The sequence below is a fragment of the Halomonas sp. MCCC 1A11062 genome, assembly GCF_021404355.1.
Lineage (GTDB): Bacteria > Pseudomonadota > Gammaproteobacteria > Pseudomonadales > Halomonadaceae > Halomonas > Halomonas aerodenitrificans.
This window is the reverse complement of the sequence record NZ_JABFTW010000001.1, coordinates 23,941-38,208: the sequence shown is the minus strand read 5'-3', so window position 1 is coordinate 38,208 and position 14,268 is coordinate 23,941. Positions and strand designations below refer to the sequence as shown.

General features: G+C 63.6%; 11 protein-coding genes. 7 read left to right on the top strand and 4 right to left on the bottom strand.

Going from position 1 to position 14,268, the window contains the following annotated elements:
• Window positions 1-54: 54 nt before the first annotated feature.
• Window positions 55-4,992: a DNA repair ATPase gene (locus tag HOP58_RS00180; protein ID WP_234259089.1), complete on the top strand. Its 4,938-nt coding sequence runs from the start codon at window positions 55-57 to the stop codon at window positions 4,990-4,992.
• A gap of 218 nt (window positions 4,993-5,210) precedes the next feature.
• On the opposite strand, the gene HOP58_RS00175 is transcribed toward HOP58_RS00180, so the two are convergent.
• Both HOP58_RS00175 and HOP58_RS00170 read right to left on the bottom strand, forming a co-directional pair.
• Window positions 5,211-6,104: a hypothetical protein gene (locus HOP58_RS00175; RefSeq protein WP_234259088.1), complete on the bottom strand. Its 894-nt coding sequence runs from the start codon at window positions 6,102-6,104 to the stop codon at window positions 5,211-5,213.
• Window positions 6,105-6,555: 451 nt separating this feature from the next.
• On the bottom strand, window positions 6,556-7,932 hold the full coding sequence (locus HOP58_RS00170) for an acyltransferase (protein ID WP_234259086.1): 1,377 nt from the start codon (window positions 7,930-7,932) through the stop codon (window positions 6,556-6,558).
• Between the two features lie 142 nt (window positions 7,933-8,074).
• Between HOP58_RS00170 and HOP58_RS00165 the strand changes: the two genes are divergently transcribed.
• The 4 genes from HOP58_RS00165 to HOP58_RS00150 are packed head-to-tail and all read left to right on the top strand — an operon-like array spanning window position 8,075 to window position 11,292.
• Window positions 8,075-8,644 (top strand): diguanylate cyclase, encoded by a 570-nt coding sequence (locus HOP58_RS00165; protein ID WP_234259084.1) that lies wholly within the window; start codon window positions 8,075-8,077, stop codon window positions 8,642-8,644.
• Window positions 8,641-9,741 (top strand): beta-ketoacyl-ACP synthase III, encoded by a 1,101-nt coding sequence (locus tag HOP58_RS00160; protein ID WP_234259081.1) that lies wholly within the window; start codon window positions 8,641-8,643, stop codon window positions 9,739-9,741. The genes HOP58_RS00165 and HOP58_RS00160 overlap by 4 nt, the downstream gene beginning before the upstream one ends.
• A gap of 2 nt (window positions 9,742-9,743) precedes the next feature.
• The gene (locus HOP58_RS00155) at window positions 9,744-10,427 is read left to right on the top strand and encodes an iron-containing redox enzyme family protein (RefSeq protein WP_234259079.1); all 684 of its coding nucleotides are present in this window, start codon (window positions 9,744-9,746) and stop codon (window positions 10,425-10,427) included.
• Window positions 10,420-11,292, top strand: coding sequence for a hypothetical protein (locus HOP58_RS00150; RefSeq protein WP_234259077.1), 873 nt, complete (start codon window positions 10,420-10,422; stop codon window positions 11,290-11,292). Before HOP58_RS00155 ends, HOP58_RS00150 begins: the two co-directional genes overlap by 8 nt.
• Here HOP58_RS00150 and HOP58_RS00145 read toward each other — a convergent pair.
• Window positions 11,262-11,933: a hemolysin III family protein gene (locus tag HOP58_RS00145; RefSeq protein WP_234259075.1), complete on the bottom strand. Its 672-nt coding sequence runs from the start codon at window positions 11,931-11,933 to the stop codon at window positions 11,262-11,264. The two genes, HOP58_RS00150 and HOP58_RS00145, sit on opposite strands and share 31 nt — an antisense overlap.
• Window positions 11,934-11,974: 41 nt before the next feature.
• Window positions 11,975-12,610 (bottom strand): GTP cyclohydrolase II, encoded by a 636-nt coding sequence (gene ribA, locus HOP58_RS00140; RefSeq protein ID WP_010626184.1) that lies wholly within the window; start codon window positions 12,608-12,610, stop codon window positions 11,975-11,977.
• A gap of 168 nt (window positions 12,611-12,778) precedes the next feature.
• Here ribA and hemE point away from each other — a divergent pair, with 168 nt between their 5' ends.
• Window positions 12,779-13,861 (top strand): uroporphyrinogen decarboxylase, encoded by a 1,083-nt coding sequence (hemE, locus tag HOP58_RS00135; RefSeq protein WP_085941245.1) that lies wholly within the window; start codon window positions 12,779-12,781, stop codon window positions 13,859-13,861.
• Complete coding sequence (locus HOP58_RS00130) at window positions 13,854-14,228, top strand: VanZ family protein (protein WP_234259073.1); 375 nt, start codon at window positions 13,854-13,856, stop codon at window positions 14,226-14,228. The genes hemE and HOP58_RS00130 overlap by 8 nt, the downstream gene beginning before the upstream one ends.
• Window positions 14,229-14,268: the final 40 nt, after the last annotated feature.

Sequence of the window (14,268 nt, the reverse complement as noted above, 5' to 3'; positions counted from 1 at the left end):
TGCCCCACATGCTGCGGTCCTTGCCATTGCCAGCCTACTTCCAGGATGAAGACTATGTCGAATGGACCATCTCAGGTCGAGAGCATCGTCAGGGAAAGCACCGCGTTCGAGACCATTCAGCGGCGCTTGCGAACTCAGGGAGAAAACCTGCATGCGTCAGTCGATAAACTGAACGTAGAGCGGGCGGGAGTTTTCGGTAGCAGCAGCATGGCCCTGCTGGGGCGTGCTCGGGTGCGCACCGAGAACAATGCCATTGCGCGGGACATGGTGCGCATCGGCGACAGGATACTGTTCGGTTTCAACGTGCAGTTGGGCCTGCGCAAGGCGCTCGAGGTCGGCGATCTCTTTTCTCTCTATTACCTTGAAGACACGGACGAGGGGTTCGAGCTCCAGGAAGCGCCGATCGAGGGAAGTTTCCTCACCGACGAGCGGTTCGTACAGGACTTCCGCGAGCTGCAGCAGTACTACAGCAACGCCGTGCTGCTGCAACTGGTGACGCTGAACGGCAAGCTGCTGGCGGCCTTCCAGATAGGCGAAAAGCTGACCGACGTGCGCGTCTTCCGCTGGGAGCTGGCGGCCAACGGCAGCGTCAGGCGCTACATCGACAACCGGGGCGAGCGCGACCTCGTGTTGCCGGAGCGCTTTACCTTCCCCTGGAAGGAGGCGGGCCGCGACCATCATGAACAGGGGCGCGCGCCGCACCTGAACATTCTCGATACGGTCTTCATCGACAACCTGCGCGGCAACATCACCTTCAAGATCGAGAACAACACCAGCAGCGGTGAGGGGATCTACTCCGATCCGGTGGAGTCGGACTCCCAGTCGCTGGACGATGCGACCTTCGAGTACGCCGATCTGGGCGCCGTGCTGCTGGTCAGAATCCTGCCCTTCAACGAGAGGCAGTGGCGCTACTACCTGTTCAACCGCGCCGAGCAAGTGGTGCAGCGCATCGACGACATGGCCGGTTCGGTGGTCGCGCTGCCCGAGAATCACGGCATCATCTTCCCCTCGGGCTACTACCTCAACAGCGGCGAGCTCAGGACCTACGAGGTGCCCGAAGAGGACCTGCGCTTCAAGCGCATGGTGCGCTCGCCGAATGGCGAAGACGTTCTCTATATCTTCTATGCCCCCAAGACCGGGCATGTGGTGCTCTACCGTTACAACCTGATTCGCAAGCAGACCGATACGCCGATGATCGGCCACGGTTTCGCACTGCTCGAGAATGGCCATCTGGCGATCTTCCATTCGGAAGACGAGCCGACCCTGGTACACCCGATCCAGGTGTGGGACACGCCCTTCATGTCGGAGAGCTTCCACGCCCAGGATGCCGTGCGCAACGATACCCCGCTGGGGCGAATCGGCAACCCCGAGCTGGTGCGCGGCATTGCCGAGCTGAACAGCATCGTGCAACTGGTGGGTGAGCGGCAGGCGTCCGAGCGACATTACAACGCCATCATTCGCCGGGTAGACCGCACGCTCAACCAGTTCCACTGGCTGGGTGAGGCCACCTTCCAGGCCATGCACGACCTGCTGGTGCAGCTCAAGCACACCGCCGAACTGATGCTGGACGAGTACGAGAAGGTTCTGGCGATTCGGGCGCAGACGGCCGAGGCGCTGGACAACGTCGGCAAGCGGCAGGATGAATTGCTGCGGGAGCTCAAGCCGAGCAGCTGGAAGACACCGGACCAGTTCGTATCGTATCTCAAGGCGCTGCGCGACCATCGCGGCGGCTTGCTGGCGCTGCGCGACCGTCGCTACCTCGACGAGGAGCGCCTGAAAGAGCTGGAACAGGCGCTCGACAAGGCCGAGCAGAACCTGACCCGGCAGACCTTCGACTTCCTTGCCACCCCCGAGGCGCTCAACGGCTATCGGGAGACCCTGGCGGCATTGGCAGAGCGAGTGAAGGAGGCCGAAACGCGGGATCAACTGGCGAAGTGCGTGGCCGAGTATCGTGAGTTGACCGCCGGCCTCGACATGATCCAGGGCATGCTGTCGTCCATGTCCGGCAACGACGCCACCCAGCAGACCCGTATCACCGAGAACATCTCGAGCATCTACGCCACCATCAATCAGCAGCGCTCCGAAGCCGAGATCCGCATGCGCGATCAGGGCAGTGCCGAAGCACGAGCCCAGTTCGCCGCGCAGATTCGCCTGTTCGAGCAGAGTCTGGCCAATGGCGTCGGGGCGCTGCGCGAACCCGACGACTGCGACCAGCTGATGACGCGAATGCTGGATCAGCTGCAGGAGCTGGAAGGCCAGTTCGGCGAGTTCGACGAGTTCCTGGCCACCATCCTGGAGCAGCGCGAGAGTGCCCACGAAAGCATCGAGGCGCGCCGGCAGCAGCTGCAGGACGAGCGTCAGCGCCGGGTCACCACCCTGACCGATGCCAGCAAGCGCATCCTGCACAACGTGGAGCGGCGCACCGAACGCTTCGAGACCCTCGAAGCCCTGCACAGCTTCTTCGCCTCGGATGCGATGGTGGCCAAGGTGCGCAGCATGGCGGAAGAGCTGCGCGCCATGGGGGCGAGTCTGGAGGCCGACGATCTGGCCGGGCGCCTGCGCTCGACCCAGGATGCCGCCCTGCGCAGCGTACGCGACCGGGCCGACATCTACGAATCCGGCGGCAACGTCATCCGGCTGGGGCCACGCCACCGCTTCAGCGTCAACCAGCAGCATCTCGATCTGACGCTGGTGCCCCGCGATGACAAGGTCATGCTGCACCTCACCGGCACGCAGTTCTACGCACCGCTGCAGGATGAGGGCATCGAAGCGCTGCGGCCCTACTGGGCTATCACACTGCCCTCGGAGACCGATGCCGTTTACCGGGCCGAGTACCTGGCCTACCTGGTCATGGAAGAGCTGGCCCGTCCCGGAGCCGAGCGGGTAAACGTCGAGGACCAGGCAGAGCTGGAGCGCCACATCAGCCGCTTTGCTTCACCGCGTTACCGCGAAGGCTACGAAAAAGGCATTCACGACCACGATGCCGCGAAGATCGTGCGCACCCTGTGGCCGGCGCGACAGAGTGCCGGGCTGCTCGGCTATGGGCCGCTGCCGCGTGCCTTGGCCATGCTCTACTGGGCGCAGTGTCGCGAGGACGAAAGCGCTGCCCGCAACCTGCGCGCGCGCTGCCTGTCGGCCGGCATGCTGTGCCGGATCATGGGCAATGAGGACCTGCTGGCGGCCCTGGTCGAGGAGATCGCCCCACTGCTGGACGCCTTCGTCAGCCAATGCCAGCTTGCCGGCTCGCCGAGCGAACGCAGAAGCGCCGCGGAATACCTGGTGCGGCAGCTGGCCGAGGAGGGGGAAAGCATCCCCGTCACGCAGTATGCGGCCGAGCTGGTCAATGGCTTCGTCACTGCGATGAAGCAGCAGGGGCATTACGGCCACTTCGAGGAGTCGCTGGCGGTAGTGGCCGGGCAGCCCGGCCCCCGCTGGACGATCACCTCACACTGGTTGCACGCGCATGCCAAGAAAGTGGGCAAGGAAGCGCTGCTGCACTACCTGCCGGAAGCGATCGCCTTGCTGAACACGGCAGATCGGCTGAGCACGGCGCCCCACAATGTCGAGCTCTCGTTCCGCGTCGAGGGGCTGCTGGGACAGCACCCGAGACTGACGGAGCAGGCTCTGGAGCTGCAGCTTGACGACTTCCACGGGCGCCTGCGTCACCACCAGCAGGAGGTGTTGCGCGGCTGGTCGGAGCTGCAGGAGCGCCGCCAGGTCGTCCTGCGCGAACAGCGCGAACGGCTGCGGCTCAAGGAGTTCATGCCCAAGCCGCTGACCTCCTTCGTGCGCAACAAGCTGATCACCGAGAGCTACCTGCCGATCATCGGCGATAACCTGGCCAAGCAGATGGGTACCGTCGGCGATGCGCGGCGTACCGACAACAGCGGCCTGCTGATGATGATCTCACCGCCCGGCTACGGTAAGACCACCCTGATGGAGTACGTCGCCAATCGTCTGGGGCTGATCTTCATGAAGATCAACTGCCCGAGCCTTGGCCATGACGTCACCTCGCTGGACCCGGAAATGGCCGCCCACTCCACGGCGCGGGCCGAGCTGATCAAGCTCAACCTCGCGCTGGAGATGGGCAACAACGTGATGCTCTATCTCGACGACATCCAGCATACCCATCCGGAGTTCCTGCAGAAGTTCATCTCCCTGTGTGACGGCAGCCGGCGCATCGACGGCGTGTGGGAGGGGCGCACCAAGACCTACGACATGCGCGGCAAGCGCTTCTGCATCGCCATGGCGGGCAACCCCTACACCGAGAGCGGGGAAGCCTTCAAGGTGCCGGACATGCTGGCCAACCGGGCCGACGTGTATAACCTCGGCGACGTGTTGAGCGGCATGGAAGGGGTGTTCGCCCTCTCCTACATCGAGAACGCCATCAGCTCCAATACGGTGCTGGCGCCGCTGGCCACCCGTGGGCTGGACGATTTCTATCGTTTTGCCGACCTGGCGGCGGGACGCGAGGTGCCGAGCACCGACTTCGAGCACGACTACAGCGCTGCCGAGCGGGAAGAGATCGTGGCGGTGCTGAAGCACATGTTCAAGGTACGCGAGGTGGTGCTGCGGGTGAATCAGCAGTACATCGCCTCGAGCGCTCAAGCGGATGCCTACCGTACTGAGCCGAGCTTCCGCCTCCAGGGCAGCTACCGCAACATGAGCCGTCTGGCCGAGAAGATCTCGCCGATCCTGTCCGACGAAGAGCTCGAAGCGATTCTCGACGACCACTATCTCGGTGAAGCCCAACTGCTGACCCAAGGCGCGGAAGAGAACCTGCTCAAGCTCAAGGAGATCCGCGGCACCCTGAGCGCCGAGGAAGCTCAGCGCTGGGAGGCCATCAAGCGCGAGTTCCGTCGCCGCCAACTGACCGGTGGCGATGAGGAAACCGGTGCTCTGGTGGTGCGTCAGCTCAGCCTGATCGCCGAAGGCGTCGGCAACCTTGGCGCCTTGAAACCGACCGGGCAGAGCTACTGCGAACCGAGCTAATACAAAGGCTCTACTTCTCCGCTACCGCTAAGAAAACCGCGAGTCGGCTTTCTTGGCGGTAGCGTGGTCGTGAATCCAGCCGGGCAGACTCGATATGGGCAGTATGGTTTCCCAGGTGTGGACATTTAGCCAATGAGCCCTACCGACCCTGTCTGGATAGCGACAGGGCTTAGGCTTGCTATTCCAATGCCAGGGTCAGCGATGGGAATTATGGCAAGTCAGTTCTCGGAAGTAAGGGGAGTAAACGACGCCAAGCGATCCATGGTATTTCCCATATAGAAGCTGAAAGGGGAGCCAAGCTCGATTGCTCGTGTTCGACATCGGCTTCTCATGCTGGAATGGGATAAGTAGTCGGCCCTGCCTGCATAGTCATGCTGCAATACACCCAGCGAGCCAAGCTGCAGGTCCACCTTGCCGAGCCGACCCCTTGTCAGTGCATTCGACCAGTCCCGGCTATTGAGCGTAGGGGCTACGATCATTTCGCCTTTATCGAGAAGATCCTGAAGAGTTTCATCATTGAACGTCAGGGTGACATCAACATCCACTGAGTTCCAGCCAACGGCATATCTTCCATTTTCACCATCGTCATCTACCAGATACTTGATAAAAATGAAAGGTAGGCTAGGCTCGACACTCGCAGTGATGTTGCAATAGGCAGTGCTGCTAGCTCTGTCTGATCCGCTCAGTGCTGCTGCCAGTACAGTACCTATTCCATAGGTATGGCTCAAAATGACACCGTCGGGTACTAGCACCGCTTCTACCTCGTCGGGCAAGTCAGCGAGTCTCTCTTGAATCTCTGGTCCTTCGGAGCCCAAATTTTCTTTATCGAAATTGAAGGTCAGTGTAAGCGGTAATGCACTCCGAGACTCGACAATGCTGGAGAGTGCGTTGTGAAAGGACTCGAAGTCGTCGGATTCAGCTACTCTGGGGCGGGTGTTTAATATTACGGTATTGTCGTCATCCGGTGAGACGCGGATGCTTACCTTTTTTGGGTCGATGCCCTGGTCTTTCAGCAATGCCTCGATAGCATTTCTGTAGCCCTGCTTGACCTCGGGTGAACCATCTTTTGTTGATCGGTGCGTGTCACGCAAGGATTCGTCAAAGGTCAGCATTGTAACATCCTGACCTTCGCATCCGGCGAGTACCAAGAGGAAGGCAAGATAAGGTAGCTTACGCATCCATACGTCCAAGTGTATTTTTTGAAGCGGGGAAGTTTACTGAGCAATCTCCCAAGACTCAAGATCTTACTTTTTAACCTTGGCGGCGTTTGGATGGGGCGTATTGGCAGCGATATACTTGCCGAGCGTTTCTGTTCAAACGAAAAGCCCGGCCTTGCGGCCGGGCTGGATCTTCGCTTCCTTACCTCCACCTCGAGCATCCTTCCACCCGAGCATCCCTGGATAGTGAGTCTTCCTGACTCGGTCGTCCCTGGCTGAGCCTCCGTGCTCAGTACGGTTTTACTTTGCCAACTAACAGTGCTAGGTGACGTTAACCTGCGTCAATCTGAGTGTAGGAAATTGCCGATTCGTTTTGTAAGAAATAGCTTACGACCTTCGGCTACCCTCACTTTGCGCTTTCCGCCAGGCGCTCCGATGGCGCCTCGGCCGGCTGTGGGTGGACGCGCAGCAGCCATGAGGCGGCCGCGACGCCGGCCAGGCCGAAGATGGCACCTGGCAGGGCGCCGAGCGCCAGGCTGGCGATGATGCCGCCAAGCAGCGCCGCGCCGCCGGCGAGGATGGCCGGCGCAGCAGTGGCGGAAACCACGTCGCGCTTGCGGCGCATCTCGAAGCTCACCACTGCGATCATCACGGGAGCGACGGCCACGATGCACAGCGCAATCCACCACAGGCGGCCGAGCCAGAAGCCCACCTCGCCCGGTATGCCGGCGTCGATGGGCAGGCCCAGGCGCTCGCCCAGCCAGGCGGCCGGCAGTTCGGCGAGCTTGTGCCAGAGGTAGAGCGGCATACCCAGGGCGCCGAGGATCGTCACCGTCCGGTCGATTCGGCGGCGCTCCAGCAGGCGGCGCACCGGGGCTTCGAAGGTCAGCGCGGCGCCTACCTGAACCCACATCACACCGACCAGCGCCAGGGTGGGCGGCAGCAGGTTGCTGGGCACGCCGAAGGCGCCGTCGACCATGGCCACGGGGTAGCCCGAGGCCACGGCGGCGGCCAGCCATACCAGCCCGAGCAATAGCAGGGCGAGGCCACAGCCCAGACCGGAGAAGCGTCCGCGCTTCCAGGCGATGCCGAGCTGCTGCGGCAGCAGCCAGACCACTACGGCGTTGAGCCAGCCGATGCCGCCACCGTTGGCGGTGACGCGAGCGCCCAGCTCCAGCAGCTCGCCGGGAGAGCTAATGCCGGCGCGCAACAGGTCCACGGCGGCGGCGATCAGCAGCAGCCCTGCCACGGCCTTGAGCCCCCAGCGATTGTCGGCCCACACGCTCAGCGGCAGCAGCGCCTGCACGCCCAGCAGCATCATCAGGAACCAGAGGTGCACGGTCAGCGAGTGGTTGAGCGGGCCGAGCAGGCGCCCGCCGGTGTAGGCCGCCAGCAGGACGAAGGCCACCAGCACCGCCAGGTAGGTGACGGTGGGGCGGGCCAAGCCCAGTGCCCGACCCGCCCACCAGTGCAGCTGGCGCTGGCCCTGGTCCAGCCGGCGCTGGGCGCCGTCGGTGCTGACCGCGGCCGAGACGAAGACGAACAGCGGTACCACCTGCAGCAGCCAGGTGAGCACCCCGGCGCCGGTCCACACCAGCAGTAGGTGATCAGTGGTGGTCATCAGGCCGTTTTCCAGTCGCGGCAGGGTAGCGATCCAGTGGCCGAATACCACCACCAGCAGCGCGCCGGCACGCAGGGCATCGGGGTAGCGATCCCGAGCTGCCTGCGGTGCGGCTGCGCTATCCGAAGCCGAGCTCTGCCTGTGGGTTGCCTGTTTCATCATGTTCCGTTCCATTCGATTGGCGCTTGCAAATGGCGTGCGCCTGGTGGATATTAGTTATAGAACAGTGTTTCCTAACATCATCCATGAAACGTAAGCGCCTTGCAAGAACAGTGTGAGAGGCGCTGAAACAGAGGAAATCGCCATGGATACCCACACGCTGTTGATCCATGTCCTGCTGTACGTCTTCCTGCCGCTATGGGGAATCGCCGGCTTCGTCGACTGGTGCTGCCACCGTGCCACGCACATCGAGGAGACCTCGGGGCTGAAGGAGACCCTGATGCACTCGGCGATGGGCATTCAGGTGGGCATCCCCATCCTCATGTGCCTGCTCTACCGCATCAACGTGCTGGTGCTGCTGATCTGTCTGCTGGCCTGGGTGCTGCACGAGGTCGTGGCTCACTGGGACGTGCACTACGCCGCTCCCCGGCGTCACATCAGCATCTGGGAGATGCATGCACACAGCTACCTGGCCAGCCTGCCGTTCTACATGCTGGCGATGATCATGGTGATCAACTGGCCGGTGGTGGTCGATCTCGTCTCCTTCGACTGGGCCGGGCAGATGCGGCTGATTCCCGTCGAGGTGCCCCACGGCGGCGAGCGCTACCTGCCCTATTACCTGACCTTCATGGCACTGCTGTGCGTGTTTCCCTACATGGAAGAGAACCTGCGCTGCCTGCGTCACTACCTCAAGCACGGAGGCAATCCCGCATGAGCGTCTACATCACCAGTAGCGGCCACTATCTGCCGGGCGAGCCGGTGGACAACGAGCGGATCGAGGCGGTGCTCGGCCTGGTGCACGGCAAGCCGAGCCGGCTCAAGCGCCGCATCCTGCAATCCAACGGCATTCGCCAGCGTCACTACGCCATCGATGCCGAGCACAACACCCTGATCAGCAACGACGAGATGGCCGCCCGGGCGGGTCAGGCCTGCCTTGACGACAGCTTCCTCGGCAAGCCGCGGCTCGAGATGCTCAGCGTGGCCACCAGCCAGGGCGATCTGGTGCTGCCGGGGTTCGGCAGCATGGTCCAGGCCGAACTGGGCGTGGCCGGCGTGGAGCTGCACAGCAGCCACGGCATCTGCTCGAGCAGCATGATGGCGCTCAAGGCGGCCTACACCGGGCTCAAGGCCGGCGAGCACGATAACGCGCTGGTGATCGCCAGCGAGCTGGCCTCGCGGCTGTTCAAGGCCAGCCGCTACGAGGCGGTTGCCGAAGAGGTCGACTTCAATGCCGAGTTCCTGCGCTGGATGCTGTCGGACGGCGCCGGGGCGCTGCTGCTGGAGCGCGTGCCGCGCCGGCGCAGCTTTCGTATCGACTGGATTCGCGGCTTCTCCCACGCTGATGCCTACCCGGTGTGCATGAGCGTCGGCCGGGCGGTAGGCGAAGCGCGCAGCTGGCAGGATTTCGCCACCTACGCCGAGGCGGAGGCCGCCGGCGCCCTGCTGATCCGCCAGGACGTTCGCCTGCTCGACAACATCGTCAAGCTGGGGGTGGACGGCCTGCTACGGCTGATCGACGAGGGGCGGGTCGAGGTGGGCCGGATCGACCATGTGCTGTGCCATTACTCGTCGCACTATTTCCGCGGCAAGATCTTTGACATGTTGACCCAGGCCGGCGCGGCCATTCCCGAAGAGAAGTGGTACACCAATCTCTATACCCGCGGTAACACCGGCTGCGCCTCGATGTTCATCATGCTCGACGAGTTTCGTCGCACCCAGAGTTACCAAACCGGCGACACCATCCTGTGCATGGTGCCGGAGAGCGGTCGCTTCAATAACGTCTACATGCAGCTCACGGTCGTGGAGGAATAACCATGGAAAGCAAGGTCACCACCCAGTTGGGACAGGAGTGCCTGCAAGGGTTGATGCGCGTGTGGTTCGACTTCGAGCGCCAGTTGGGGCGGGTGCCGATCATCCAGCGCCTGGAGCGCGGCAAGTTCACCCGCGAGGATTACCGCAGCCTGCTGCTGCACCTGCGCCAGCAGGTGATCGAGGGCGCGCGCTGGATCACCCGCGGCGCCTCCAGCTTCGAGCGTGACTATGCCGATGTGCGCTCGGAAGTGATCGGTCACGCCAAGGAGGAGCATCGCGACTACGAGATGCTGGAGGCGGACTTCGTGGCGGCGGGTGGCGCGCTGGAGGAGATCCGCGCCGGGCAGCGCAATGCCGGCAGCGAGGCGCTGCACGCCTTCATGATGTATCGCGCCAGCCAGCCCAATCCGGTGGATCTGATCGGTGCCATGTGGATCATCGAAGGGCTGGGGCAGAAGATGGCCAGCGACTGGGCGCGGCGGATCGACGAGGCCACCGAGGGCGACGGCCGTTACACCTGCTTCATGCGCTACCACGGTGAGAACGACGATGCCCACCTGGACAAGCTCTATACCTTGATCGACCGGGTCTGCCGCACGCCGGAGCAGCAGCAGGCGATTCTGCGCACCGCGCGGGTGGTGGCGCGGCTCTACGCCCTGCAACTGGAGGAGATCGAGCATGGCTGATACCAGGCCGAGGCCGCGCAGCCCCTTCCTGCGCGCACTGGCGTTCGACGACTCCCTGCCCATCGAGCCGGCGGCGGTGCGGCTGTGGCTGGACGACCTGGAGCGCCCCACGCGCTGGTCGCTGCGCCCGCTGCTGCAGTTCCTGCTGGCCGTGCTGCTGCATCTGATCTGGTTCGTGAAGCGCCTGCCGCTGCCCCAGTTTCGCGCCCACGGCCTGCTGCAGCGGTTGATCTGCTGGTTCTGCATCCACTTCGTCAGCCCCAGCGCCAATCAATTGATCCTGCGCCACTTCGCCACCGAGTCCAACATTCTCAACTTCCTCATCGACAACGGCCCGGAGGTTACGGTGGAGCCGCTCACGCTCTACCCGAGCCGCATCGAGGACATGCTCGACGCCAGCTTCGTCAAGCACGACCAGGAGCTGTTCCGGGTGATCGAGGAGATGGGCTACTGGCGGCAGCGCCCGGCAGCCCTGACGCCGCAGGCGATCAACTGGGCGCACTGGCGTTCGTTGGAAGAGTGCGACTTCGAACTGCCGCGCCGACGTACCCAGGTGCTCGATTTCGAGAGCGCCCATGCGCTGTTCATGTGCCTGTTCTGCCTGCTGCTGACCCGCGAGGAGTACCGCGACGCGATCAACGGCTTCAACCTCGACCAGTCCATCGCCATTCGCATCGGCCAACTGATCGGCGACCCGAGCCTGGCCGAGATGGCCTACAACAAGTACCCGCACTACCTGGTCGGGCCGTGGAACCTGAGTCAGCGCTTCCTCATGCACGGCTTCTTCACCGAGTACCTCTATGCCCGGCTGGAGCGGCTCAGGCTGGCCGAGCATCAACCCCCGAACGGCAGCACGGCAGCGTAGACGGCGAAGTAGTGACAGGTACTGCCGCCGAGCACGAACAGGTGCCAGATGGCGTGATTGAAGGGGATCGCGCTGATGGCGAAGAAGACCACACCGAGGGTGTAGGTGATGCCGCCGGCAGCAAGCAGCACGATGCCAGCCGTGGGCAGGTTGGCACTCAGCGTTTCGCCGGCAAAGACGATCAGCCAACCCATGACCAGATAGATGGCGACTCGCAGGGCCGTGAAGCGATGCGGCCAGGCGAGCTTGCAGGCGATGCCGGCCAGCGCCAGACCCCAGACGATGGCAAACAGGGTCCAGCCGGTGGAACTGCGCATGTTGACCAGCAGGAAGGGGGTGTAGGTACCGGTGATCAGCAGGTAGATGGCACAGTGGTCCAGATGCTGAAAGAGACGCTTGAGCCGGGGGTGACGAACGCCGTGGTAGAGCGTGGAAATGGCATAGAGCAGCACCAGCGTCACGCCGTACAGGCTGATGCCGACGATTTTCCACGGGTCCACATGGGCGGCCATGCTAGCCAGTACCAGTAGCACCACGACTCCGACAAGACTCAGCACCGCGCCGATACCGTGGCTGATGCTGTTGAGCAGCTCCTCGATGAGGTGGTGGCGGTGGCCGCCCGTTGTTTCCGTTACTGGCATGGGATCGTTTCCGTCAGGGGCGCCCCGCTGCCGGGTGCGGCTCAGGGCTTGCGTTCGATATCCACGTCGCCGGCCTGGGTGAAATCGCCCAGCGCCATCATGTGGCCGAGCTTGCCCGCCTTGGTCGAGAGATACTGCTCGTTATGGGGGTTGAGACCCGTGGTCAGGGGTACGCGTTCCGCAATGGTGACACCGGCCTGGGTCAGGGCATCGACCTTGCGCGGGTTGTTGGTCATCAGCCGCAGGCTCTGGATGCCCAGGTGTTCGAGCATCGGCACGCAGAGGTCGTAGCGGCGCAGGTCGGCACCGAAGCCAAGCTGCTCGTTGGCTTCCACAGTGTCGGCGCCCTGGTCCTGCAGGTGATAGGCGCGGATCTTGTTGAGCAGGCCGATGCCGCGGCCTTCCTGGCGCAGGTAGAGCAGCACGCCGCGGCCTTCGTCGGCGATGCGCTTGAGCGCTTCCTGCAGCTGATAGCCGCAGTCGCAGCGCATGGAGAACAGCGCGTCGCCGGTCAGGCACTCCGAATGCACCCGGCCGAGTACCGGCTCGCCGTCGGCCACCTCGCCCAGCGTGAGCGCAATGTGGTCCTTGCCGGTGGCTTCGTCCTCGAAGCCGTGCATGGTGAAGGTGGCCCAGGGCGTGGGCAGCCGGGAGGCGGCGATGAATCGAATGGTCACGGGGTACCTCGGTCAAGACCACGGCGATGGCGGAAGTGAATCCCGCATTCTAGCAGGAACGCCGGCGCGGCTCACGATTGTGCGGTGTCTCCGATCTTGGCCCGGGTCAAGCCGCGTGGAAAAGGATGCGCTACAATGTGGCGACATTTCCCGGGGATGACTGCCTGCATGGATCTCAAGAACGATCGTTTTCTGCGCGCTCTGTTGCGTCAGCCGGTGGACCGCACGCCGGTATGGATGATGCGTCAGGCCGGCCGCTACCTGCCCGAGTATCGCGCGACCCGCGCCGAAGCCGGCGATTTCATGGACCTGTGCCGCAACCACGACCTGGCCTGCGAGGTAACGCTGCAACCCCTGGAGCGCTACCCGCTGGATGCCGCCATCCTGTTTTCCGACATCCTCACCATCCCCGATGCCATGGGGCTGGGGCTCTACTTCGAGACCGGCGAGGGACCCAAGTTCCGCAAGCCGGTGCGCACCGCCGAAGACGTGGCGGCTCTCAGCGTGCCCGACGCCGAGCGCGACCTAGACTACGTGATGCGGGCGGTCTCGACCATCCGCCGCGAGCTCAACGGCCGGGTGCCGCTGATCGGCTTCTCCGGCAGCCCCTGGACGCTCGCCACCTACATGGTGGAGGGCAGCTCGAGCAAGGACTTCCGCCACGTGAAGACCATGCTCTACGACACGCCCAGCGTGATGCACGACCTGCTCGACACCCTGGCCAGCGCGGTGACCGACTACCTCAACGCGCAGATTCGCGCCGGGGCCCAGGCGGTGCAGATCTTCGATACCTGGGGTGGGGTGCTCTCCACGCCGGCCTATCTCGAGTTCTCGCTGCGCTACATGGAGCAGATCGTCGCCGGCCTGATCCGCGACCACGAAGGCAAGCGCGTGCCGGTGATCCTGTTCACCAAGAACGGCGGTCAGTGGCTCGAGGACATCGCCCTGGCGGGGCCGGATGCCGTGGGCCTCGACTGGACCACCGAACTGTCCGATGCGCGCGCCCGGGTGGGCCACAAGGTGGCACTGCAGGGCAATCTCGACCCAAACGTGCTGTTCGCCCGACCGCCGGCCATTCGCGCCGAGGTGGGGCGTATCCTCGACAGCTACGGCGAAGGGCCGGGGCACGTGTTCAATCTGGGCCACGGTATCAGCCAGTTCACCAACCCGGACAACGTCACCGCCTTCATGGAGGCGCTGCACGACCTGAGCCCGCGCTATCACCGTGCCATCCAGCACCAGCATGCCTGAACCTAGTTGGCTCCAGCGCCAGCATGACCGCCATCGTCTATGGACGGTGCTGGCCGTGCTGGCGGCCGTGGCCATTGCCATCGGCAGCCTGACTCCTGGCGACGAGATGCCCACCAACCTGCCGTGGGACAAGTTTAACCACTTCGTCGGCTATGCCGGCCTGGCGGGACTGATCGGTCTGGCCGGGCTGCCGCTGGTGCGCACCTTCATTGCCGTGGTGCTCTACGGCATCTGCATCGAATACCTGCAGATCCCCGTTCCCGGCCGTAGCGGCGGCGACTGGGCCGATATCCTGGCCAATACCCTGGGTGCGGGAACGGCCGTGCTGGTGTTGGCCGGTATCAGACGCTACCTGCTGCGACGCTAAGGAAACACTGCACAAATGCCTGCGCGAGCGAATCACTGCG

Coding starts and splice junctions, on each gene's coding strand:
- HOP58_RS00170 (WP_234259086.1), bottom strand. CDS start 7,932: ATGATGAAACAGGCAACCCACAGGCAGAGCTCGGCTTCGGATAGCGCA.
- HOP58_RS00180 (WP_234259089.1), top strand. CDS start 55: ATGTCGAATGGACCATCTCAGGTCGAGAGCATCGTCAGGGAAAGCACC.
- HOP58_RS00130 (WP_234259073.1), top strand. CDS start 13,854: ATGCCTGAACCTAGTTGGCTCCAGCGCCAGCATGACCGCCATCGTCTA.
- HOP58_RS00155 (WP_234259079.1), top strand. CDS start 9,744: ATGGAAAGCAAGGTCACCACCCAGTTGGGACAGGAGTGCCTGCAAGGG.
- HOP58_RS00160 (WP_234259081.1), top strand. CDS start 8,641: ATGAGCGTCTACATCACCAGTAGCGGCCACTATCTGCCGGGCGAGCCG.
- HOP58_RS00145 (WP_234259075.1), bottom strand. CDS start 11,933: ATGCCAGTAACGGAAACAACGGGCGGCCACCGCCACCACCTCATCGAG.
- HOP58_RS00165 (WP_234259084.1), top strand. CDS start 8,075: ATGGATACCCACACGCTGTTGATCCATGTCCTGCTGTACGTCTTCCTG.
- hemE (WP_085941245.1), top strand. CDS start 12,779: ATGGATCTCAAGAACGATCGTTTTCTGCGCGCTCTGTTGCGTCAGCCG.
- HOP58_RS00175 (WP_234259088.1), bottom strand. CDS start 6,104: ATGCTGACCTTTGACGAATCCTTGCGTGACACGCACCGATCAACAAAA.
- HOP58_RS00150 (WP_234259077.1), top strand. CDS start 10,420: ATGGCTGATACCAGGCCGAGGCCGCGCAGCCCCTTCCTGCGCGCACTG.